Origin of the sequence: Salipiger sp. PrR002, from assembly GCF_010500775.1 — a bacterium.
Classification (GTDB): domain Bacteria; phylum Pseudomonadota; class Alphaproteobacteria; order Rhodobacterales; family Rhodobacteraceae; genus Salipiger.
On sequence record NZ_JAAGOU010000012.1, the window covers coordinates 114,486 to 137,306 of the forward strand.

Consider the following 22,821-nt stretch of genomic DNA (forward strand, 5'->3'; position numbering starts at 1 on the left):
ACGAATAGTACCAGCCTTTGCGCGGCCCGTCTATTCGCGCAGGCCGCCTCCGGGCCTAGGGTGGCGGCGAAAGATGGGAGGAATATGCATGAAAACCGACGTCGTGATCATCGGTGGCGGGCCGTCGGGCCTGCTGCTGTCGCAGCTTCTGAACCGCGCCGGGGTTGCGACCGTGGTGCTGGAGCGTTCGAGCCGCGAGCACGTGCTGTCGCGCATCCGGGCGGGCATTCTTGAATGGGGCACGGTGGAACTGCTGCGCGAGGCGGGCGTCGGCGCGCGCATGGATGCCGAGGGCATCCCGCACGACGGCACCTATCTGACCGACGCCGAACTGATGGTGCACATCGACTTCAAGGCGCTCACCGGCAAGCAGGTCATGGTTTACGGCCAGACCGAGGTGACCCATGATCTATACGATGCGCAGGACGCTATGGGCACGCAGGTGATCCACGGGGTCGAGGATGTCACGATCCACGACCTCGAGGCCTCCGAAGCGGCGGTGGAATACACGCTGGACGGTCAGCGTCACCGTGTCGCCTGCGCCTATGTGGCGGGCTGCGACGGATTCCACGGCGTCAGCCGCAAGACCATCCCCGAGGAAAAGCGCCGCGAGTTCGAGCGGGTCTATCCCTTCGGCTGGCTGGGGATCCTCTCGCGCACCCCGCCGGTGCATGACGAACTGATCTACGCCAACTCGCCGCATGGCTTTGCGCTGGCCTCGATGCGCAACGAGAACCTCGTGCGCTACTACGTGCAGGTGCCGCTGTCGGACAAGGTCGAGGACTGGTCGGACGAGCGTTTCTGGACCGAATTCAAGCGCCGCATCCCGTCCGAGGCGGCGGCCAAGCTGATCACCGGCCCGTCGATCGAGAAATCCATCGCACCGCTGCGCAGCTTCGTCTCCGAGCCGCTGCGCTGGGGCCGGCTGTTCCTTGTCGGCGACGCCGCGCATATCGTGCCGCCGACCGGGGCGAAGGGTCTGAACCTTGCGGTGTCCGACGTCTATTACCTGCACGAAGCGCTGATCGAGGCGGTGAAGCAGGGCAAAGAGAGCGGCATCGACGGCTATTCCGAGCGCGCGCTGGCGCGGATCTGGAAAGCGATGCGTTTCAGCTGGCAGATGACCACCATGCTGCACCGCTTTGAGGGCGAGGACAGCTTCGCCGAAGAGATGCGCCGGGCCACGCTGCAGCACCTGTCGGACTCGGAGACTGCGCGCAAGGACCTTGCGGAGAACTACGTGGGACTGCCGTTCTAGGGCCGCTTTCCGGGCTTTCCAGGATTCCGGGAAATTTTGCAGTCGCTCTGCGATCAAGGTCCGCTCTTCGGAGTGGGCCTTATTTTGTTCAAACTATTGACTGAGCTTGCGTCCTGCGCGAGAGGATGCATAGTCACTATGACGCAAAATTTCCGCAGGGAGAGTAAATTTTGCAAGATATTGGGGAGGCCTTCCGTCTGGCGCTCTCGCTGGTGCTGTCCGGCGAGGCCGATCTCTATGAGATCGTCGGCCTGTCGCTGCAGGTCAGCCTCAGCGCGACGCTGCTGGCCTGCGCCATCGGGCTGCCCATCGGGGCGCTGGTGGCGGTGAGCCGGTTCCGCGGGCGCGGCGCCGTGCTGGTGGTGATGAATGCGCTGATGGGGCTGCCGCCGGTGGTCGTTGGCCTGCTTGTGTATCTCTACCTCTCCCGCTCCGGCCCGTTGGGGTTTCTGGGGCTGCTCTACACGCCCGGCGCGATGATCGCGGCGCAGACCATTCTCATCGTGCCCATCGTCGCCGCCCTCTCTCGGCAGCAACTGGAGGATCTGCACAGCGAATACGCCGAGCAGTTCCGCTCGCTCTGCCTCAGCCGCTGGCAGAGCATCACCACGCTGCTCTGGGACGGGCGTTACGCATTGCTGACCGTTGGGCTCGCGGGCTTTGGTCGCGCCGTCGCCGAAGTGGGGGCGGTGATCATCGTCGGCGGCAATATCGACCATCTGACCCGCGTGATGACCACCGCCATCGCGCTGGAAACCTCGAAGGGTGATCTGCCGCTGGCCTTGGCGCTGGGGATCATCCTGCTGGTGCTGGCGCTGGGGGTGAACGCCGGGGTGCAGACGCTGCGGATGACCGCCGCGCGGCAGGCCTATGCGTGAGGGGAGCCATGTCTGACCTGCAGATCACCGCCGTGCCGCCCTTGTCCCGCGCCAGAGGCAGCGTTGGCCATCCCGCGCCGCTTTTGCCGCTGCGGGTGCAGGGGCTGCGGCTCGAGGTGGACGGGGTGCCGCTTCTGGACGGCGTCGAGCTGTCGCTCACGCCCGGGGGCTGCACGGTGATCATGGGGCCGAATGGGGCGGGCAAAAGCCTGATGCTCAAGGCGCTACATGGTCTTCTGGCCCCCAGCACCGGCGAGATCAGCTGGAACGGAACGCCCGCGGCCGAGGCCACGGGGCGTCAGGCGCTGGTGTTCCAAAAGCCGGTTCTGCTGCGCCGCTCGGTCGCCGCCAATATGGATTTCGTCCTCAAGGCGCGGGGCGGCGACCGCCGCCGCCGGGACCGGCTGCTTGAGGGCGTAGGGCTGCTGCACAAGGCGCGCCAGCCCGCGCGGCTGCTCTCGGGCGGCGAGGCGCAGCGGCTGGCTCTGGCGCGCGCGCTGGCCACCGATCCCGAGGTGCTGTTCCTTGATGAGCCCACCGCCAGCCTCGATCCCGCCTCGGTGCTGGTGATCGAGCGCATCGTGTCGGAGGCGCGTGCCCGCGGCACCCGCATCATCTTTGTCACCCATGACATCGGGCAGGCACGGCGCATGGCCGACGAGGTTGTTTTTCTGCACCGCGGGCGGGTTGCCGAGCACAGCCGCGCCGCCGAGTTCTTTCCCGAGCCGCAAAGCCAAGTGGCGCGGGATTATCTGGCCGGGCGGATCGTTCTCTGACCGCCGCCGGACCTTCACCAGTTTTTTGATGACCAAGGCAAAAGGAAGCCACAGATGAAATTTGCCAAACTGATCGCCTCCACCGCGCTCACCCTCGGCCTCGCCGGCGGCGCGTTTGCGCAGGAGCAGTCGATCATCGTGCAGTCTACCACCTCGACCGCCAACTCGGGGCTCTACGACTACCTGCTGCCGATCTACACCGGCGAGAGCGGCATCACCGTCAACGTCGTGGCCGTGGGCACCGGGCAGGCGATCAAGAACGCCGAGAATTGCGATGGCGACCTGCTGCTGGTGCACGCCAAACCGTCGGAAGAGAAATTCGTCGCGGCGGGCTTTGGCACCGAGCGCACGGATCTCATGTACAACGACTTTGTCATCGTCGGCCCCGAGAGCGACCCGGCGGGCGTGAACGGCATGGACGATGTCGAGGCGGCGCTGACCAAGATCTCCGAGGCGGGCGCGCTCTTTGCCTCGCGCGGCGATGACAGCGGCACCCACAAGAAAGAGGTCGCGCTGTGGAAGGCCGCGGGCATCGACCCCACCGAAGCCTCGGGCGAGTGGTATCGCGAGACCGGCTCTGGCATGGGCGCGACGCTGAACGCAGGCATTGGCATGGGCGCTTATGTGATGACCGACCGCGCCACTTGGATCAGCTTCCAGAACAAGCAGGATTACGCGGTTGAGGTCGAAGGCGACGAGAATCTCTTCAACCAATACGGCGTGATCCCGGTGAACCCGGAAAAATGCCCCTCGGTGAAAATCGACGCGGCGCAGGACTTTGCCGACTGGCTGATCTCGGACGAAGGTCAGAAGGTGATCGCCGACTATAAGGTCGACGGTCAGCAGCTGTTCTTCCCCAACGCGCCGAAGAACTGATAGGGTCCGGGGGCGGCGTGCTGCCGCCCCCACCAAGACTGACCCAGATGACCGACCTGCAGATCCCGCCTCACGAATATCTCACCGTCCGCGAACTGGCCGATCTGCTGCGCCTGAAAGAGCGCAAGGTCTACGATCTTGCCGCCTCGGGCGAGGTGCCTTGTTCGCGCGCCACCGGAAAACTGCTGTTCCCCGCCGCCGAGATCCGCGCATGGATCGAAGGCGCGCAGAGCGGTGGGTTCATGACGCCGCAGGCGCCGCGGCCCGGTGTCTTTCTGGGCAGCCATGATCCCTTGCTTGATTGGGCGATCCGCCAGTCCCGCTGCGGGCTTGCGACGTACTTTGACGGCTCGCAGGACGGGCTGACCCGCTTTGCCGCGCGCGAGGGTGTGGCCAGCGGTCTGCATGTGCGTGCACCCGATGGCAGTTGGAACCTCGCCGCTGCCCGTGCCGCCGCAGAGGGGCAGGACGTGGTGCTGATCGGATTTGCCGCGCGCCGCCGCGGGCTGGTGCTGCGCGAAGACGGCCCGGCACCGCAGGGGCTGGCCGATCTGCCCGGCCTGCGCGTCGCGCCCCGGCAGGAGGGCTCGGGCACCGCGGTGCTGCTGCGCGAACTGGCGCAGGAGGCGGGGGTCGATCTGGGCAGCCTCACCTTCACCCCGACCGAGCGCACCGAGGACGAAGCGGTGCAGAGCGTGCGGCGCGGCGAGGCCGATGTGACCTTCGGGCTCGAGTCGGTGGCGCGCAGCTACGGGCTGCGCTTCGTGCCGCTCATCGAAGAGCGGTTCGATCTGCTCATCGACCGCCGCGCCTATTTCGAGCCGGCACTGCAGAGCCTGCTGCATTTCTGCCGCTCGGGGCCCTTCCGCAGCCGGGCCGAAAGCCTCGGCGGCTACGATCTGTCGCGCTTCGGCGAGGTGGTCTGGAACGCTTAGCGCAGCGCCGATTTCATCGCGGCCTCGGGGAAGCATGTGGCGGGGCGGCCCTGCGCCTCTTGCCAGCGCCCGATCGAGCGCCGCGTCTTGAACCCCGGAAGCCCGTCGGCGCCGCCCACGTCATGGCCCATCCGCTCCAGCGCGCGCTGCATGGCCGCCACATCCGACCGGTAGAGCCCGCCGACTGAACCCCACGGCGCGCTGAAATCGCCGACGCCGTATTGGATGCGGTCCCCAACATGGCCGACGAAGAGCGCGTAAAGATCGCTCATATTGTAGTCCTTCAGCACGTAGAAATTGGGCGTGACGATGAAGGCGGGCCCATGCCGCCCGGCGGGCATCAGCAGAAATCCCTCGCCGCGCCGTTCATGCTCGGGGAAGGGGCGGCCCGAGATGCGGGTGATGCCCAGCTTTTCCCAGTCCGAAATGCGCTTGCCCTGATCCGGGCCTTCGAGCGTGCAGGACACCGCGGCAGGCACGCGCACCTCAAAGCCCCAATCCCGCCCGCTCTGCCAGCCATGTTTGGCTAGATAGGTACCGATCGAGGCGATGGTGTCCGGCTCCGAACGCCAGATGTCGGCATGGCCGTCGCCATTGCCGTCGGCGGCATATTTCAGGAAATTCGACGGCATGAACTGCGGCTGCCCGAGCGCCCCAGCCCAAGAGCTTTTCATCACCCCGGCGGGGGCATGCCCGGCCTCGGCAATCTGCAGCGCGGCGATCAGCTCATCGGTGAAATAGGCGGCGCGGGTCGACATAAAGCCCTTGGTACCCAGCACTTCAAAGGCGCTATGCGGGATCGAGACGCGGCCATAGCCGCTTTCGCGCCCCCAGATACCAAGGATGATGCGGCCGGGCACGCCGGTTGCCCTCTCGGTCGCGGCAAGGGCCGAAGCGTGGCGCTTTGCCATTTGCCGCCCGACGCTGGTGGCACCGTCGATGGAGCCGCGGCTGAAGTATTTCGCAGGCTGGCCGAACTCGGCCTGCCGCTGCTGTTTGGGGGTCTGCGGCTGGGTTCCGGGGGGCACCAGATCGGGCAGATCCCAGTTGAGCGCAACCCCGGAAAAAGCCGCCTCAAAGGTGCCGCGCGACACGCCCTTGCGCGACGCCTGCGGCCAGACCGTCTGTTCGAGCCAGCCGCGGAACTGCCGCTCCACCGCCGCCCGGTCGAGCGCTGCGGCGGGCGAGGCAGCCAGCAAAAGACAGCACAGGGCGCCCGCCCAGAGGGGCCCGAAGCTTCGGGATTTGACTGTTCTGCGCATGGGTCTGCTCCGCCGGGTTTTCCCCGAGCCTAGCGCAGGGGCGGCGGCGGTGAAACGCTCTCTTCGCCCCATTGCGCCATCTTGCGGTCGATGGTCTTACGCGACACGCCCAAGCGGCGCGCCGCCTCGGCCCGGTTGCCATCGCAGAGGTCGAGCATATGCAGGATGTGGCGCTGCACCACGAGGTCGAGGTCTTCGATCGCCTGCGCGCCGGTGACGCTGCCCGCGCCCGCAAATTCCTCGGGAAAGCCGCCAAGGATCACCGAGCGTTCCACGAGGTTGCGCAGCTCGCGCACGTTGCCCGGCCAGTCGTAGCGCCGCAGCTTGAGCAGCGTCTGCTCGTCGAGGGTGAGGCCGGGCATCCCGAGCGCCTGACTGAACTGCTTGGTGAAGAGCGCCGCCAGTTCGAGGATGTCATCCGACCGATCCGAGAGCGGCGGCATCTCCACCGTCAGCACGTTGATCCGGTGATAGAGGTCGGCGCGGAATTTGCCCTGCGCCACCATCTGCGGCAGATCGGCATTGGTGGCAAACAGGAACCGCAGGTTCAGCGGCAGTTCCCGCTCGGCCCCGGCGGGGCGGATCCGCTGATCTTCGAGCACCCGCAAAAGTGCCGCCTGAAGCGGCTCGGGCATCTGCGCCACCTCATCGAGAAAGAGCGTGCCGCCATCCGCCAGCAACAGCAGCCCCGGTTTCAGCCGCTCGCCGCCTTCGAGGCTGCCAAAGAGTTCCTGCACCATTCGGTCGGGCGCGATGGCGGCGCAGTTGACCGGCACAAAGGGTTTCTCGGCACGGTCCGAAAGCTGGTGCAGATGCCGCGCGGCCAGTTCCTTGCCGGTGCCACTTGCGCCGGTGAAGAGCACGGGCGTGGGCAGCGGTGCCAGCTTGGCAAGCAGCGCCCGCACCGCGACCATCACCTCGGATTTGCCGATCAGCTTGCCTTGGAAATGGCCGGTGCGCAGTTCACGCCGCAGCAGCGTGTTGTCGCGGCGCAGGTACTTGCGGTCGAGCGTGCGCGCCACGGCGCCGAGGATCTGATTGGCCCGAAAGGGTTTGAGGACAAAATCGCTGACCCCGGCGCGCAGCGCGGTGATCGCCGTATCAAGGTCGGCATAGGCGGTGATCAGGATGGTGTCGCCGAAAAAGCCCTTGCGCTGCTGCTCGGCCAGCCAGTCGAGCCCGGTCGTCTTGGGCATGACGTTGTCGAGGATCACCAGATCGAAATGCGCCGCGTCGAGCTTTTGCGTCGCCTCCTGCGCCGAGGCCGCCTCTTCCACCCGCTGCACGCGCGGCCCCAGCATCTTGACCAGAAAATTGCGCATGCCCGGCTCGTCATCGACCACGAGGATCGAAGCACCGGCCAGCGTCGGGCCGTAGTCGTCGGCGGAGGCGTCCCTTGGCGTCATCTCAGCGCGGTCAGTCGTGCCGGACGTTCTGGCTGGAATAGACCTCAGCCGAAGAGAAGCCGATCTCGTGCAGGCCGAAATAGGCCACGATGCCGATAACGATGATGGCGGCAAAGCCGGTGAACATGGCTTTCATAAGTGGTCACTTTCCTTTGGTGGGCTGCTCTGTGGTGGCCCGTTTGAGATAGTCTATCAGGTCGGCGCGGTCATCGCTGCCCGCGATCACCTGCATGGGCATCTTGGAGCCGGGAATGTAGTGATCCGGCCCCTGATCGAACAGCGCGTCGATCGTGGTCTCGTCCCAGATGATGCCCGCGCCGTTCAGCGTGTCGGAGTAGATGTAGCCCGGCACCGTGCCCGCGGGTCGGCCAAAGACGCCGTGCAGCGTCGGCCCGGCCTTGCGCGAGGGGCCGGGGGTCGTGGCGTGGCAGATCGAACATTTGCGCATGAACTGCCGCTCGCCATTGGGCATGGTCGCGACATCGCGCAGGAAGCTGCGCGCGCCGGAGATGCCGGGCTCGAAGGCGTCGAGCATCTCCACCGGCCACGCGTAGGCGACATCGTCGAGCCCGCCGGCGTGGATCACCGTGCCATCGGTCGAGAAGGCCAGCGCCCAGACCGGCCCCTGACGGGTGGCGCGGAAGTCGCGGGTGATCTGCCAGCTCTGCGTGTCGACGATCATGATGAAACCTTCGCCGTCGCCCACCGCCAACTGATGCGTGGCGGGGTGGTGGGCCATCGACAGGATGGGCCGCCGCTCGAGCGTGAGATCGGCGATCTGCGCGCCGGTCTCGAGGTCCAGCACACGCGTGCCGCCATCCACCGCGCCATAGGCGATCCAGTCGGGGCCGAGGGTGATGCGGTTGATGCCAAAGCCGTGCTGCACCATCGGCACAGGGGTGCTGCCTTCCGGGGCGTAGCGTAGCAGCGCGCCGCTCATGGTTCCGGCGTAGAGCCCTCCGTCTGGGCCAAAGGCAAGCGCGTTGACCCCGGCGCCGGGTGCGGGCAGGGCGCTGCCCTCGCCGCCGGTCAGAGGCCAGAGACGGATCGTGCCGTCCCAGCTGCCGCTGGCGAGCGTTTGCCCATCGGGCGAGACCGCGAGCGCCGCGACCTTGCCCTGATGATGGCCCAGAACGCGCGGCGTCTCGCCCCAGACCCGCACGGCGAAATCATCGCCGCCCGAGACCAGCGTGCCGTCCGGGCCATAGGTCAGCGCTGTCACCGCCGCCTCATGGCCTTCGAGCCAGCGCGGCGTGCCCGCCTGCCAGAGCCCGACGGAATTGTCGAAACTGCCGGTCGCCAATTGCCCCTCGGGAGAGACGGCAATCGCCATGATCGGCCCGCCGTGACCCTTTAAGGTGCTGAACTCGGGAACGCTTTCGCCCTGCGCCGCCAGCGGGGCGGCACAGAGCGTCAGCACAAAGGCGAAGGCCAGCCGGCCCATGGGCTCACTCCGCCGGAGTGGCCGAATTGCCGGCGGCTTTGCGGGCCTCGGCGGCTTCGCGTTCCTTCACCTTGTCGTACCAGATCGAGTGGTGCTGATGCGCCCAGTTCTCATCGACCTGACCGGAGCCCATGGCGTCATAAGCGCCTTCCATACCGATCGTGCCGATGTAGATGTGGCCGATGATGACCGCCATCAGCAGGAATGCGACGATGGCGTGCCAAAGCTGCGCGAACTGCATCTCTTCCTGCGGGGCAAGGGCCACCGGGAAGCTCTCCATGCCGACCCATCCCGGCACGCCCCAGTTGTTGAGGATCGCGAAGGTCTTGTCAAAGAGCGGCAGATCGAAGGGGAAGAGCAGCGACAGACCCGAGACCGACACCGAGGCACCCAGCAGGATGACGCTCCAGAAGATGATCTTCTGACCGGCGTTGAACTTCTTGGCGGGCGGGTGCTTGTTGCCGATGATGCCACCGGCCTGCGCGAACCACGTGATGTCGGTGCGGTCGGGCAGGTTGTGCCAGATCCACATGACGAAAACCATGATCAGCGCCAGCATGAAGGCCCAGCTGACGTTGTTGTGGATCAGCTTGGAGTAATGCAGCAGCACCGAGTTGAAATCATGCCCCATGAGCGGGATCAGATACTTGCGCCCGAAAAGGGTGAACAGCCCGGTGAACCCCAGCAGCAGGAACGAGCCCGCCAGCGTCCAATGCGCAAAGCGTTCGATCCACTTGAAGCGCTGCACGGTCTTGCCGGTCTTGCCGCCATCGATCTTCACCCGGCCACGCAGCAGGAAGAACACCGCAAGGATGGCGATGGTGCCGAGCAGCAGCCAGCCGCCATAGGTCCGCAGCGGGCCTTCCCGGAAGTCGAGCCACCACATGCCGCCGTCTTGGATCAGCACCTTGCCGTTGGGGTTGAGGGTCGAGGCACGCACGTCGGCCTCATTGTAGCGCAGGGCGCGCCACAGGTCGGGGTCGGAAGCGCCGCCGAGCGGACCCATGCCCGGCACGTTGTTGGCGTCGCCGCCGATGTTGTCGCGGCGGAAGCTGTCATCGATCTCGATGCCCGCTTGCCGGCGCATGATGTCCTCGAGCGTCTGCGCCCCGCCTGTGGCGGAGCGGTCGGGCTCGGGTGGCAGCAAAACAGCGTCCTGAGCCGCGGCGCCCAACGGGGCGGCGACCATCAGGACCAGTGCGAAAAGGGCCAGCAATTGGCGCAGCATGGTCATCTCCCGGATGTAGGTTCACGCCAGAACCGCGCGGAACGGCGGCCATCGCCGCCCCGCGCGGGACTTGAAGTGGCGGCAGGCCCGCGGGCCTGCCGGGATGGCTCAGTTGGCCTTTTCGTCGTAGGCGGTGCCCCAGCCCCAGGCGCCCGAGCCGAAGCCACGGGCCACCACGCGCTCGCGGTAGATCGACGACACTTCGTCGCCATCACCGGCCAGCAGGGCCTTGGTCGAGCACATCTCGGCGCAGATGGGCAGTTTGCCCTCGGCGATCCGGTTGCGCCCGTACTTCTGGAACTCGGCTGCGGAATTGTTCTCTTCCGGGCCGCCGTTGCAGAAGGTGCACTTGTCCATCTTGCCGCGCGACCCGAAGTTGCCCGCCTGCGGGTACTGCGGCGCGCCGAAGGGGCACGCGTAGAAGCAGTAGCCGCAGCCGATGCACAGGTCCTTGGAGTGCAGCACCACACCTTCTTCGGTCTGGTAGAAGCAATCCACCGGGCAGACGGCCATACAGGGCGCGTCCGAGCAGTGCATACAGGCGACCGAGATCGAGCGTTCGCCCGGCTGGCCGTCCTGAATGGTCACCACACGTCGGCGGTTGATGCCCCACGGCACCTCGTGCTCGTTCTTACACGCGGTGACGCAGGCGTTACACTCGATGCAGCGTTCGGCATCGCAGAGGAATTTAGCTCGTGCCATGTATCGCTCTCCTTACGCCGGCATGATCTTGCAGAGAGTGGCTTTGGTCTCCTGCATCTGTGTGACGGAGTCATAGCCATAGGTCTGCGCGGTGTTGGTCGACTCGCCCAGCACGATCGGGTCCGCCCCGTCGGGATATTTCGAGCGCAGGTCTTCACCCTCGAAATAGCCGCCGAAATGGAAGGGCATGAAGGCAACGCCTTCGCCCACCCGCGGGGTAACCATGGCCATCACTTTGACCTTGCCGCCCTCCGGGCCTTCGACCCAGACGTCCGCCCCGTCACGCACACCAAGGTTGTTGGCGTCGCGCGGGTTGATCTCGACGAACATGTTCTGCTGAAGCTCGGCGAGCCACGGGTTGGACCGGGTCTCGTCGCCGCCACCCTCGTATTCGACCAGACGGCCGGAGGTGAGGATGATCGGATAGTCCTTCGAGAAGTCGTTCTTCTGGATCGAAGCGTACATGGTCGGCACCCGCCAGAAGGTCTTGTCCTCGTAGGTCGGGTAGTCTTCCACCAGATCGCGCCGGTTGGTGTAGAGCGGCTCGCGGTGCACCGGGACCGGATCCGGGAAGGTCCAGACCACGCAGCGTGCCTTGGCGTTGCCGTAGGGGGCGCAGCCATGTTTGATCGCCACGCGCTGGATGCCGCCCGAAAGGTCGGTCTTCCAGTTCACGCCGCCGATCTTCTCGGCTGCGTCCGACGGGTAGGGCCCGGTCTGCGATTGCTCGCCAAGGTCCGTGTCCGTCTCGGGGCGCTCGTCGATGTAGCCCGCGACGAATTCGATCATCTTCCGCTCGTAGGGCGTCAGATCGCTGTCCCAGCCGAGATCGATCAGCATCTGCATGGTGAACTCGGGATAGCCATCCTCGATCTCGGAGCCGACGGTGTAAGAGCCCTCGGCAAGAAGGTTCTCGCCGTTGCGCTCTACGCCGTAGCGGGCCCGGAAGGGCAGACCGCCCTCGGCCACCGGCATCGAGATGTCATAAAGGTTTGCAGAGCCCGGGTGGTTCATCTCGGGCGTGCCCCAGCACGGCCACGGCATGCCGTAATAGTCGCCGTCAGCCGGACCACCCAGCGCTCGCAGCGTGGTGCGGTCGAAGGTGTGCTGGTTGGCCATGTGCATCTTGAGACGTTCCGGCGACTGGCCGGTATAGCCCACGGTCCACATGCCCTTGTTGAACTCGCGCGTCAGATCCTCGATCAGCGGCTCTTCGCCGTTCACTTGGATGTTGCGGAACATGCGATCCGCAAAGCCGAACTTGGTGGCGAACTTGTGCAGGATGATGTGGTCCGGAAGGCTCTCGAAGAGCGGATCCACAACCTTGTCACGCCACTGGATCGAGCGGTTCGACGCGGTGACCGAGCCGTAGGTCTCGAACTGCGTCGCGGCCGGCAGCAGATAGGTGTTGTCGGTCCGGTCGTGCAGGATCGCCGAGACGGTGGGATAGGGGTCCACCACGACCAGCAGGTCGAGCTTCTCCATCGCCGTCTTCATTTCCTTGAGGCGGGTCTGCGAGTTCGGGGCGTGGCCCCAGAACACCATGGCGCGGGTGTTGTCGGGCTGTTCGAGGTTGTCCTTCGCCTCGAGCACACCGTCGATCCAGCGCGAGACCGGGATGCCGGTCAGACCCATCATCTCTTTGTCCTTGCCATCCTTGCCTTTCAGCATGGCAAAGCGGCCCTTGAGCCAGTCGAGATCCTCTTCCCAGACGCGCGCCCAGTGGGCCCAAGCGCCCGCGGTCAGGCCGTAGTAGCCCGGCAGCGTGTCGGCCAGAACGCCAAGGTCGGTTGCACCCTGCACGTTGTCGTGGCCGCGGAAGATGTTGGTGCCGCCGCCGGCGGTGCCCATGTTCCCGAGCGCCAGCTGCAGGATGCAGTAAGCACGGGTGTTGTTGTTGCCGTTGGTGTGCTGCGTGCCACCCATGCACCAGATCACGGTGCCCGGACGGTTGTTGGCCAGCGTCCGCGCCACGCGCTCGAGCTGGCTGCCCGGCACGCCGGTCACACGCTCGACCTCGTCGGGCGTCCAATTGGCGACCTCGGTGCGGATCTCATCCATGCCCCAGACGCGGCTGCGGATGAAGTCGCGGTCTTCCCAGCCGTTCTCGAAGATGTGCCAAAGCAGACCCCAGACCAGCGCCACGTCCGACCCCGGACGGAAGCGGACGTATTCGTCCGCATGGGCGGCGGTGCGGGTGAAGCGCGGGTCGCAGACGATCAGCGGCGCGTTGTTCTGCTCTTTCGCCTTCAGCACGTGCTGCAGCGAAACCGGGTGCGCCTCGGCGGGGTTGCCGCCGATGATGAAGATCGCACGCGACTTGTGGATGTCGTTGTACGAGTTGGTCATGGCGCCGTAGCCCCATGTGTTCGCAACGCCGGCAACCGTCGTCGAGTGGCAGATACGTGCCTGGTGATCGACGTTGTTGGTGCCCCAATAGGCGGCGAACTTGCGGAACAGATAGGCCTGTTCGTTGCTGTGCTTGGCCGAGCCGAGCCAGTAGACCGAGTCAGGACCCGAACTGTCGCGGATGTCCATCATCTGGTCGCCGATCTCGTTGATCGCCTGCTCCCACGAGATGCGCTGCCATTCGCCGCCCACCTTCTTCATCGGGTACTTCAGGCGGCGCTCGCCGTGCGCGTGCTCGCGCACCGAGGCGCCTTTGGCGCAATGCGAGCCGAGGTTGAAGGGGCTGTCCCAGCCGGGCTCTTGCCCGATCCAGACGCCGCCCTGCACCTCTGCCATCACCGTACAGCCGACCGAGCAGTGGGTGCAGACCGATTTGACGGTCTTCACGTCGCCCGCGGCCGCGGTGGCGGCGGTGGCTTGGGTCACGGTGCCGCCGGTCGCGGCAACCGCCGCCAGACCGCCGATGGCCAGACCCGAGCCGCGCAGGAAGGCGCGGCGATCAACCGAGGCATTGGCCGCCTCGGAAAGGATACTTGTCCGCTGGGGGCGTCGCGCAACCCCGTTGGTCTTTTTCCTCAACATGTTTCTCTCTCCCCTTGCGTGCTCGGCCCCCCATGGTGCCTCGCTTGCTTGGTTATGCTCAGAGCCTTGGACAGTCGGGCGTCACGCAACCAGTCGTCCTTGGCGGGGAAAGCCTCGTCCGGTCAGAACCGGGCGGCGGCGTAATAGGCGCGGGTGTGCGCGGTATCCTGCAGCTTGTTCGACTGCAGATCGGGCTCGGCGGCCTCGGCCTCGGTCCCGTTGGTGGTGGCCACGGCGACGGCCGCAAGCGGCGCGGCGGTCGAAGCCATCTTCAGGAAATCGCGGCGGCTGCTCGCCTGCTCGTCTTTCCTCTTCATTGAGAGACCTCCTCTCTCTGGGTTGCGGCGGTTGCCCGCCCCTATGCGGATCACTCCGCGCTCATCCGGAAGGCTTCTGCCTCAAGCTCCATGAACGCCCGGCCAAGACGGCCAACAGGGGCGTAGAAAACGGAGTTCTTGGCACCTTCGAGATCCGAAAAGAAATGCCCGGCCCAAGGGCCGATGTGCTTGTTGAAAAAGCTCTTCTGCTGGCCCAGCGTCGCGGGCGTGCCGAAGCGACCGACGATCATCGCGCCCATCATTTCCATGAGGCTTGCGATATTGTCCTCGGGCTCAAAGACATTCTCGGCGCGGGCGAGGCCGCGCGCGGTCATGTCCTGCCGCAGCAATGCCAGCGGCTTCTCGTTCAGAAAGCCGGTCAGATAGTAGGACGCATAGGGTAGCAACTCGCCGCGCCCCAGCCCGATGAAGAGGCGGTTGTACTCGCTCTCGACCGCTTTCGGTTTCGACAGGCGCGCGACCTTGGCCAGCGTGGTCACCGCCTCGCCGATCGGGCTTTCGTCTCCGGTCAGCCCGGCGGTCTGATCGATCAGCCCCTGATCGGCAGGCCGCGCAAGGATCAGGCCAAGGAAGTTGTAAAGATCGGCGCGAAGACGGTCTTCTTCGGCGATGCGGGTCTCGGGGGCAGCGGTCATATTGGGCGTGTCCGTCATCATCAGGCCTCGAAGGAAAAGCGCATGCGCCGCGCGCTGGCGGGCAGGGAGCTTTCCTCGGGCTCGGGGTCAATCTGGGCGATCTGTACCGCCTGCGGCTCGGCGGGCTGCAGCGGCGGGATCACTGGCTGCGCCTCTACCGTCGGTCCGAGCGTTTCGGGCGCGCGGATCGAGGCGGTTCCGGCATCGGTGGGGCCCTCATCTGCAAGGGCCTGCGGGTCTTCCGCAGCCTCGGCAGGAGCGGCCTCTTCGTCGTCCTTCTGGCCAACGTATTCGAGATGCGCCAGCAGCCCCTTGCCCACCTGATAGGTGGTCTTGAAGTCGGCGGCGGGCGTCACGGCGGTGAAGTCGCCATCGTAGTCGTTCAGCCCGTCGAGGCAGGCCAGCACCGGGTTCGAGCGCCACAGCGTGCGCAGCGCGCGGTTCTTCAGGCGCTTGGGCAGCTGCGATTGCAGGAACTTGCGCACCATCTCGCCATCGGTGATCTCTTCAGGCAGCGGCAGGCCGGCCTCGGCCAAAAGCTCCTCGTCGCTGCGCTCGGCAAGCTGCGCCTCGGTTTCCGCACGGCGGGCATCATCCTGCGCCTTCTCCTCGGCGCGGGTCTCGGCCTCGACGGCGGCCTTGCGGCGGGACCAGAAATCTTTCACTGCAGCCTCCCTCGCTTCAGGGCGGGCGAGGCGTAGACATCCGCGCTGGTCGAGATGCGCGGATCGCCGATGCCGTCCTGTTTGCCGTCCACCTTTGCACGATCCCTGCGACGTTTCACGAACTCTTCTTCTTCATGATAACGCTCGACGAAATCGCCCACCCAAGCGAGCAGCCCGGCGGGCATGGGCACCTTTTCAACGATGTCCTCGCCGCTGTCGGAATAGTCCTGCGCCTCGTAGGGCGAGGCAGTGACCAGCACGATTTCGAACGGGTGCTCGCCCAGCGTGGGGCGCATGATCACGTAAACGCTCGGCTCGCGGGCGGTGATGCCGTGCAGATAGGCCTCGGTCTCGGCGCGGTAGAGTTCCAGCGACAGGGTTCCGGCGTGATATTCGACAACGTCACCCTCACGGCGCAGCTCTCGCCAGTCCGCCGGGCCCGCGCCCGGCAGCACCGCGACGGCGCGCCACGCCCATTTCGCCCAGCGGGTGACGCCGGGGGTGCGGCGCAGAACCACGCCAATGGACATGAATTGATCGTTGCTCGGATGACCGGTCACAGTGATATCCTTCCTCCCGCGCTCATTGAAACATGTAGACCTCATGGTGAAAGGGCCAATTGGTGCACCGCGGTATTCTGCGGCCTCGACTGGACATTTTGGGTAGTCGGGCAATGGGCAAAAATGAGGCAGGGACGAAATGTCCATCCCGAGTTTTTTGCTCTGGAAAAGCGCCGCGGCGCAGCATGCGAATCACCTCGTCCCCCAGCCTAGGGCGCGTTGTGGGATCGGCGGCTTTCCGCCCGAGGAATTGAGTTGTGGGCACAGGCGAATCGGGTCTAGCTAGCGGTCTCACCGAGCGACGAAAGCCCTCAAGATGCGCCGTCTGCCAGGAAGGAAACCATGACCAAGACCTTGATAACATGTGATTGTATGGGCAGTCAGTCCATCGATGCCGAGGCCCTCTCCAAGGCGACGGGATTCGAGGTCACCCCGCCCTGCAAATCGCTCTGCACCACCCAGGCGGACCGCGCCGCAAAGGGATTGACGCAGGGGAATGTTGTCCTGTGCTGCACGCAGGAGAGCCGCACCTTCGAGGCACTGGCCGAGGAACTCGGGGTCGAGCCTGCGCCGCTTCTGGACCTGCGCGACCGCGCCGGGTGGAGCGCAGACCAAGGCTCTAAAGTGGCCAAAATGTCCGCCCTCGCCGCCGAGGCCATGCTGCCCGCCGCCCCCGAGAAGACCCTTGATGTGATCTCTGAGGGATTGTGCCTCATCTTGGGGTCTTCTGACGTGGCGATTGAGGCCGCCGAACAGCTGGCGCCGCACCTTGGTGTGACCGTGCTGCTGGACGAGGCCGACGAGCTTCCCGACACCCGCGCCTACGACGTGGTCACCGGCAAGCTGCGCAAGGCGCAGGGCGCGCTGGGGCAGTTCCGCGTGACCATCGACGCGCTGCGCCAGATCGAGCCCGAGGGCCGTGCCTTCACGCTGACCGAGCCGCGCGATGGTGGCATTTCGGAATGCGACGTGATCCTCGACCTGCGCCGTGAGCCGCCGCTCTTCCCGGCGCATGAAAAGCGCGAGGGCTACCTGCGCGCCGATCCGGGCCGCCCGCAGGCGGTGGCGGCCGCGGTCATGGCCGCCTCGCATCTGGTCGGCACTTTCGAAAAGCCGCTCTACTTGCGCACCGAGCCGCTGCTCTGTGCCCATTCGCGCGCCGGGCAGACCGGCTGTACCAACTGTCTCGATCTCTGCCCCACCGGCGCGATCTCGCCCGATGGCGAGCATGTGACGATCGACCCGATGATCTGCGCGGGCTGCGGCGCCTGTTCCTCGGCCTGTCCGTCGGGCGCGATCAGCTACGACGCGCCGCCGGTGGACCTCACGTTCCGCCGGGTGCAGACGCTGGCGAAGACCTATCTCGAAGCGGGCGGCCATGCGCCGCGCCTGCTGGTGCATGACGCGCATGGCGCCGAGATGATCCGCCTGTCGGCGCGCCACGGCGATGGCCTGCCCGCCGACGTGATCCCGATGGAGATTCGCGCCATCGGCGCCTTCGGACATGCCGAGACGGTGGCCGCGCTGGCCGCCGGTTTCGCCTCGGTGACCGTGCTGCCGGGGCCGGGCGCCGATATCCCCGCGCTGTCGGCGCAGGTGGCGCTTTCCGATGCGATCAGCGGCGGCGGCAAGGTCACGCTGCTGCAAACGCCCGACCCCGACGCCATGTCCGAAGCGCTCTATGCCGAGCAGGCGCCCGCGCCCGTCGCCACGCCGGTGCGCCCCATGGGCACCCGCCGCCAGATCACCCGGCAGGCCGCCCGCGCCCTGCATCCCGGCGCCGAGACGCTGCCGCTGCCCGAAGGCGCGCCCTATGGCGCGGTGCTGGTCGATCAGGACGCCTGCACGCTGTGCCTGTCCTGCGTCTCGCTCTGCCCTTCGGGCGCGCTTGGCGACAATCCCGACCTGCCGCAGCTGCGCTTTCAGGAAGACGCCTGCCTGCAGTGCGGGCTCTGCGCCAACATCTGCCCCGAGGATGCGATCACCCTCGAGCCACGCCTGCAACTGGGCGACGAGGCGCTGGAGCAGCGGGTGATCAACGAGGAAGAGCCCTTTGCCTGCATCGAGTGCGGCTCGCTCTTCGGCGTGAAGTCGACCATTGACCGGATCACCGAAAAGCTTCAGTCCCATGCCATGTTCAGCGGGGACAAGCTGCGGATGATCCAGATGTGTGACGACTGCCGGGTGAATGCGCAGTATCATGCGCAGGACAACCCTTTCGCCGCCGGGGAACGCCCGCGGCCCCGGACGACCGACGATTATCTCAGCAAGCGGCGCGACCACTGAGCCGCGACCCAAGGGAGACCCCGATGAGCGACGATTTCAACATGTCCATGCGCAAGTTCCTCAAGCAGGTGGGCGTCACCTCGCAGCAGGCCATCGAAGAGGCCATGCGCGAGAACGCGACCAGCGGCAAAAGCTACGCGGTGAAGGCCGTGGTGACGATCGAGGAGCTTGGCCTGACCCATGAGGTCACGGGCGAGATCAAGGGACAGGAGTAAGACTTGCCAGCCAGCAGAGAGACGGTTCAATCCGTCCTGAAGAGCATTGCCGATCCGGTTGCGGGCGGTGACATCATGTCGAGCGGCGTCGTGCGCGCGCTGAACGTGGACGAGGCGGGCGCGGTGCGTTTCGTCATGGAAATCCCGCCCAGCCAGAGCACCGCCTACACCAAGATCAAGGAGCAGGCGGAAAGCGCGCTGCGCGCCACCGAGGGTGTCTCGGCGGTGGCCATCGTGATGACCGGCCACACCGAGAAGGCACCGCCGGATCTGAAGATGCGCAAGGCCGAGCCGCAGGGTCCGCAGCCGGTGCCGGGCATCAACCACATCATCGCCATCGCCTCGGGCAAGGGCGGCGTGGGCAAATCCACCGTCTCGTCGAACCTCGCCTGCGCGCTGGCGCAGCAGGGCCGCCGCGTCGGCCTGCTGGATGCGGATGTCTACGGGCCGAGCCAGCCGCGGATGCTGGGCGTCTCGGGTCGTCCCGCTTCGCCCGACGGCAAGACCATCCTGCCGCTGCGCAATCACGGCGTGACCATGATGTCGATCGGCCTGATGACCAATGAGGATCAGGCGGTGGTCTGGCGCGGGCCGATGCTCATGGGCGCGCTGCAGCAGATGCTGATGCAGGTGCAATGGGGCGCGCTCGACGTGCTGCTCGTGGACCTGCCGCCGGGCACCGGCGACGTGCAGATGACCCTCAGCCAGAAGGCCAAGGTCGACGGCGCCATCGTGGTCAGCACGCCGCAGGACGTGGCGCTGCTCGATGCGCGCAAAGGCATCGACATGTTCAAGCAGCTCAACGTGCCGATCCTCGGCATGGTCGAGAACATGAGCACGCACATCTGCTCGAACTGCGGCCACGAAGAGCATGTCTTCGGCCATGGCGGTGTCGCGGCAGAGGCGGCGAAACTCGGTGTGCCGCTGCTTGCCGAGGTGCCGCTCGATCTGCAGATCCGCCTTGCCTCGGATGGCGGCGCGCCGGTGGTGGTCAGCCAGCCCGACAGCGCGCAGGCCAAGTCGTTCCACGACATAGCCGCGGCGCTGGTGGCGCAGGGGGTGGCATGAGCACCGCCGAGGATCTGGCCTTCCCGCCCCTGCTGTGGGGCGAGGAGGTCACCACCGATGCCTTCGACCATGCCTGCCAGCGCGCCCTTCTGGGCTGCGATGCCGGGCTGGTCGCCTATCGGCTCGGCGCGGACGCGCTGCAGGGGGCGCTGGTCTTCGCTCCCGAGGTGCCGCTGGCGCAGGCCATGGCGATGCTGCCGCTCTGCGGTGTGGGGTTCCAGAACGCGCTTGGCGTGATGGCCCCGCCCGAGGTTGCGGTGCATCTGGATTGGCACGGCGGAATCCGCGTGAATGGCGCCTCCTGCGGGCGCTTCCGCTGCATGGCCGCCACGCAGGATCCCGCGCAGGTGCCCGACTGGCTGGTCATCGGCTTTACCCTGCCGCTGATCCCCGCCAGCGATCGCCCCGGCGACACGCCCGACCAGACCTCGCTTTACGCCGAGGGCTGCGCCGAAGTGCAGCCGCCCGCTTTGCTAGAGGCGTGGGCACGGCATACGCTCAATTGGGTCAACCGCTGGGAAGACGAGGGCAACCGCGCGCTGCACTCCGAATGGCGCGCACTGGCGCAGGACATGGGCGAGGAGGTCACGCAAAACGGGCTTTCCGGCACCTTCCTTGGCGTCGACGAGGATTTCGGCATGCTGCTGCGCGACGCCGAGACGACCCATGTGATCCCGCTCACCACGCTTCTCGAACCCGCACCATGAAGGTTTTCGCATGAAACTCGCCCGCGCCATCCATTTCGACGAGAGCGACAGCCGCGTCTTCTCCAGCCCTGCGCGCACCGGCGAATGGTGCCTGTCGGGCGGGTTCGAGTTCTCCAACTGGACCGAGGGCGACCTCACCGGCAAGGCCCGGCAGGCCTTCTCCAACGGCTGGCTCGGGCTCGAGACCTTTGGCCGCGTGACCTTCGTGGCCGTCACCGCGCTGGAGCCGGGCGAGCTTGAGGCGCTGACCGACCGTCTGGCCGAGCATTTCGTCACCTACTACGGCGCCCCTTCGGCCGAGGCCGCGCGCCCCGTGGCTGCCGAGGAACTGGCGCAGATGATCGAGCTCTGCGACGACCACGCGCCCAACACGCTGCTCACCGTGGCGCGCGAGTTGACCGACTCCGGGGTGCGCGAGAGCTACCGGGTGATCGAGGCCAGCGATGCGGGACTGGAGCAATTCGCCATCCACGGATCGCTCGACGATCCGCATGAGCCGCATCAGCACTGACCGCGCCCGCGCGCCCGTGCTAGGCTCGGCGCCAGCATGAGACCTCTGACCCGCCCGATGATTTCCGTCCGTCTGCGCCTGCTGATCCTTGCGCTTGCGCCGCTGGTGGTTCTCATGCCGCTGCTCTTGCTGCTCGGCATGACCCGCTGGACGGGCGACTATGACGATCTGCTGGCCGCCAACGTGCAGAGCGATCTGCGCATCGCCGAGCAGTATCTGTCGCAGCTCATGGCGCGCACCGGCGACGAATTGGGCGGTGTGGCGGGGTCCGTCGCCTTCGCCGAGGCCTTCGACAATGGTGGCCCGAACCGCGAGTTCCTGCTGGCCAAACGCGCGGAACTGCGGCTCGATTTCCTCTACTATTTGCCAATGGGCGCGGTGGCGCAGGCCTCCGCGCGCTGGCCGGTGATCGCCGAGGCGCAGCGGGGCCGCAGCCGCACCGCCATCGACATCTTCCCGCCAGAGGCGCTGGCTGCGCTGCCGCGCAACCTCGACGCACGTGCCCGCATCGACCTGATCGAGACCGAGGCCGCCGTGCCCACCGACCGGCTGGTCGAGGACCGGGGCATGGTGGTGCATTCGGCCAGCCCGGTGCGCCTTCCGGGGCACGAGGGGGTGCTGGTGGGGGGCATTTTGCTCAACAGCAACCTTGGCTTCATCGACGCGATCAACGCGCTGGTCTACCGCAATCCGCTGACCGGCGGCACGCGGCAGGGCACCGCGACGCTGTTCCTCGACGATGTGCGCATCTCTACCAACGTGCGCCTCTTCGAGGACGTGCGCGCGCTTGGCACGCGGGTCTCGGCGGTGGTGCGCAACGCAGTGCTGGACGAGGGCCAGACATGGCTGGCGCGCGCCTTCGTGGTCAACGATTGGTACATCTCGGGCTATCTGCCGCTCAGCGACAGCTTCGGGAACCGTGTGGGCATGCTCTATGTCGGCTTTCTCGAGGCGCCCTTCGCCGAGGCCAAGCGCAAGGCTTATCTGTGGATGATGGCCGCCTTCGCCGGGGTGTTGCTGCTCTCGGCACCGGTGTTTCTATGGATGGCCAAGGGCATTTTCGCCCCGCTCGAAAAGATGACCGCCACCATGCGCAGGGTGGCGCGCGGCAACCTCGCGGCGCGCATCGGGCCAGTGGGCCGCGACGAGATCGGGCAGGTGGCGGCGCATCTCGACGGGCTTTTGGATCAGGTGCAGGACCGCGACCTCAAGCTGCGCGCATGGGCCGAGGAACTGGAAGACCGTGTCGACCGCCGCACCGCCGAATTGCGCGACGCCAATGCCAAGCTCGAAGACACCTATCGTCAGCTGGTTATGAGCGAGAAACTGGCCTCCATCGGCGAGATCACCGCGGGCGTCGCCCATGAGATCAACAACCCGATGGCGGTGATCCAAGGCAACGTCGAGGTGATCCGCATGGAGCTTGCCGAGGCCGCCGCCCCGGTCGAGACCGAGCTGACGCTGATCGAGCGGCAGGTGATGCGCATGCAGGCCATCGTTGGCAAGCTGCTGAAGTTCGCCCGGCCCAGTGAATTCTCGGACTGCGGCGAGGGCGTGGATCTGCGCCCGGTGGTCGAGGACTCGCTGCTGCTGGCGGATCACGCGCTTGGCAAGGGCGCGATCGAGGTACACAGCGATCTGCCCTCGCTGCCGCTGGTGGCCATCGACGCGGGCGAGATGCAGCAGGTGGTGATCAACCTCATCCTCAACGCCGCGCAGGCCATGGGCAGCGAAGGGCAGCTCGCGCTGGCGCTGCGCGAAGAGATGCGCGATGGCGTGGCGGGCGTGGCACTAGAGGTGCGCGACAGCGGGCCGGGGATCGCCGAGGAGAACCTTGGCGCGCTCTTTGACCCGTTCTTCACCACGCGCCGCGGCGAGGGCACCGGTCTGGGCCTGTCGATCTCGCAGAGCATCGTGCAGCGCGCGGGCGGGCTGATCACCGCCGCCAATGCCGAAGGCGGCGGGGCCGTGTTCACCGTGTGGTTGCCGCAGGTGGGGTGAAGGCTCGATGCTTCACGTCCGACGCCCGGGATCGAGGCCGAAGGCCGCCGGGCAGGCGCCTGCCCGGCGGCCTTCGGCC

The 22,821-nt window shown here is 66.4% G+C and carries 22 protein-coding genes; 11 read left to right on the top strand and 11 right to left on the bottom strand.

Annotation, left to right across the window (positions count from 1 at the left end; translation table 11 throughout):
* Positions 1 to 88 precede the first annotated feature (88 nt).
* The 5 genes from pobA (at position 89) to G0A00_RS14365 (ending at position 4,723) form a co-directional block, all read left to right on the top strand.
* The gene (gene pobA, locus G0A00_RS14345) at positions 89 to 1,258 is read left to right on the top strand and encodes a 4-hydroxybenzoate 3-monooxygenase (protein WP_164180690.1); all 1,170 of its coding nucleotides are present in this window, start codon (positions 89 to 91) and stop codon (positions 1,256 to 1,258) included.
* Positions 1,259 to 1,428: 170 nt separating this feature from the next.
* Positions 1,429 to 2,136 carry an ABC transporter permease gene (locus G0A00_RS14350; protein ID WP_066111380.1) on the top strand — a complete coding sequence of 236 codons (708 nt, stop codon included), beginning with the start codon at positions 1,429 to 1,431 and terminating at the stop codon, positions 2,134 to 2,136.
* Positions 2,137 to 2,144: 8 nt separating this feature from the next.
* Entirely contained in the window at positions 2,145 to 2,912 is a 768-nt protein-coding gene (locus G0A00_RS14355; RefSeq protein ID WP_164180692.1) for an ATP-binding cassette domain-containing protein, read from the top strand.
* A 54-nt stretch (positions 2,913 to 2,966) separates the two neighbouring features.
* Positions 2,967 to 3,788: a substrate-binding domain-containing protein gene (locus G0A00_RS14360; protein ID WP_164180694.1), complete on the top strand. Its 822-nt coding sequence runs from the start codon at positions 2,967 to 2,969 to the stop codon at positions 3,786 to 3,788.
* A gap of 47 nt (positions 3,789 to 3,835) precedes the next feature.
* Positions 3,836 to 4,723: a helix-turn-helix transcriptional regulator gene (locus G0A00_RS14365; protein ID WP_164180696.1), complete on the top strand. Its 888-nt coding sequence runs from the start codon at positions 3,836 to 3,838 to the stop codon at positions 4,721 to 4,723.
* Here G0A00_RS14365 and G0A00_RS14370 read toward each other — a convergent pair.
* The 11 genes from G0A00_RS14370 to G0A00_RS14415 all read right to left on the bottom strand — a co-directional run bounded on the left by G0A00_RS14370 (position 4,720) and on the right by G0A00_RS14415 (position 15,924).
* Entirely contained in the window at positions 4,720 to 5,985 is a 1,266-nt protein-coding gene (locus tag G0A00_RS14370) for a lytic murein transglycosylase (protein WP_164180698.1), read from the bottom strand. The two genes, G0A00_RS14365 and G0A00_RS14370, sit on opposite strands and share 4 nt — an antisense overlap.
* A gap of 29 nt (positions 5,986 to 6,014) precedes the next feature.
* Positions 6,015 to 7,391: a sigma-54 dependent transcriptional regulator gene (locus G0A00_RS14375; RefSeq protein ID WP_164180700.1), complete on the bottom strand. Its 1,377-nt coding sequence runs from the start codon at positions 7,389 to 7,391 to the stop codon at positions 6,015 to 6,017.
* A 10-nt stretch (positions 7,392 to 7,401) separates the two neighbouring features.
* Positions 7,402 to 7,527: a hypothetical protein gene (locus G0A00_RS26775; protein ID WP_255455351.1), complete on the bottom strand. Its 126-nt coding sequence runs from the start codon at positions 7,525 to 7,527 to the stop codon at positions 7,402 to 7,404.
* A gap of 6 nt (positions 7,528 to 7,533) precedes the next feature.
* Complete coding sequence (locus tag G0A00_RS14380) at positions 7,534 to 8,835, bottom strand: c-type cytochrome (protein ID WP_164180701.1); 1,302 nt, start codon at positions 8,833 to 8,835, stop codon at positions 7,534 to 7,536.
* A gap of 4 nt (positions 8,836 to 8,839) precedes the next feature.
* Positions 8,840 to 10,063 (bottom strand): formate dehydrogenase subunit gamma, encoded by a 1,224-nt coding sequence (locus G0A00_RS14385; RefSeq protein WP_203595385.1) that lies wholly within the window; start codon positions 10,061 to 10,063, stop codon positions 8,840 to 8,842.
* Between the two features lie 108 nt (positions 10,064 to 10,171).
* Complete coding sequence (gene fdh3B / locus G0A00_RS14390) at positions 10,172 to 10,765, bottom strand: formate dehydrogenase FDH3 subunit beta (RefSeq protein WP_066111394.1); 594 nt, start codon at positions 10,763 to 10,765, stop codon at positions 10,172 to 10,174.
* A 12-nt stretch (positions 10,766 to 10,777) separates the two neighbouring features.
* Positions 10,778 to 13,756 carry a formate dehydrogenase subunit alpha gene (locus G0A00_RS14395; protein ID WP_164180705.1) on the bottom strand — a complete coding sequence of 993 codons (2,979 nt, stop codon included), beginning with the start codon at positions 13,754 to 13,756 and terminating at the stop codon, positions 10,778 to 10,780.
* 122 nt (positions 13,757 to 13,878) lie between these two features.
* Positions 13,879 to 14,073 (bottom strand): twin-arginine translocation signal domain-containing protein, encoded by a 195-nt coding sequence (locus tag G0A00_RS14400; protein WP_164180707.1) that lies wholly within the window; start codon positions 14,071 to 14,073, stop codon positions 13,879 to 13,881.
* A 50-nt stretch (positions 14,074 to 14,123) separates the two neighbouring features.
* Positions 14,124 to 14,747, bottom strand: a complete 624-nt coding sequence (locus G0A00_RS14405; RefSeq protein WP_235952993.1) for a molecular chaperone — start codon at positions 14,745 to 14,747, stop codon at positions 14,124 to 14,126.
* A gap of 2 nt (positions 14,748 to 14,749) precedes the next feature.
* Positions 14,750 to 15,394, bottom strand: a complete 645-nt coding sequence (locus tag G0A00_RS14410; RefSeq protein WP_164180709.1) for a DUF3306 domain-containing protein — start codon at positions 15,392 to 15,394, stop codon at positions 14,750 to 14,752.
* Positions 15,391 to 15,924 (bottom strand): DUF3305 domain-containing protein, encoded by a 534-nt coding sequence (locus G0A00_RS14415; protein ID WP_164180871.1) that lies wholly within the window; start codon positions 15,922 to 15,924, stop codon positions 15,391 to 15,393. Before G0A00_RS14415 ends, G0A00_RS14410 begins: the two co-directional genes overlap by 4 nt.
* 372 nt (positions 15,925 to 16,296) lie before the next feature.
* Here G0A00_RS14415 and G0A00_RS14420 point away from each other — a divergent pair, with 372 nt between their 5' ends.
* The 6 genes from G0A00_RS14420 to G0A00_RS14445 are packed head-to-tail and all read left to right on the top strand — an operon-like array spanning position 16,297 to position 22,742.
* Positions 16,297 to 18,240 carry a 4Fe-4S binding protein gene (locus G0A00_RS14420; RefSeq protein WP_164180711.1) on the top strand — a complete coding sequence of 648 codons (1,944 nt, stop codon included), beginning with the start codon at positions 16,297 to 16,299 and terminating at the stop codon, positions 18,238 to 18,240.
* Positions 18,241 to 18,263: 23 nt separating this feature from the next.
* On the top strand, positions 18,264 to 18,455 hold the full coding sequence (locus G0A00_RS14425; RefSeq protein ID WP_164180712.1) for a DUF6494 family protein: 192 nt from the start codon (positions 18,264 to 18,266) through the stop codon (positions 18,453 to 18,455).
* 3 nt (positions 18,456 to 18,458) lie between these two features.
* Positions 18,459 to 19,523, top strand: coding sequence for an iron-sulfur cluster carrier protein ApbC (gene apbC / locus G0A00_RS14430; protein ID WP_164180713.1), 1,065 nt, complete (start codon positions 18,459 to 18,461; stop codon positions 19,521 to 19,523).
* Positions 19,520 to 20,230 (top strand): biotin/lipoate--protein ligase family protein, encoded by a 711-nt coding sequence (locus G0A00_RS14435; RefSeq protein ID WP_066111411.1) that lies wholly within the window; start codon positions 19,520 to 19,522, stop codon positions 20,228 to 20,230. The genes apbC and G0A00_RS14435 overlap by 4 nt, the downstream gene beginning before the upstream one ends.
* Before the next feature lie 10 nt (positions 20,231 to 20,240).
* Entirely contained in the window at positions 20,241 to 20,741 is a 501-nt protein-coding gene (locus tag G0A00_RS14440) for a DUF6505 family protein (RefSeq protein WP_164180714.1), read from the top strand.
* Positions 20,742 to 20,798: 57 nt separating this feature from the next.
* A complete protein-coding gene (locus G0A00_RS14445) occupies positions 20,799 to 22,742 on the top strand; it encodes a cache domain-containing protein (protein ID WP_164180873.1) in 1,944 nt (647 codons plus the stop codon).
* Positions 22,743 to 22,821 lie beyond the last annotated feature (79 nt).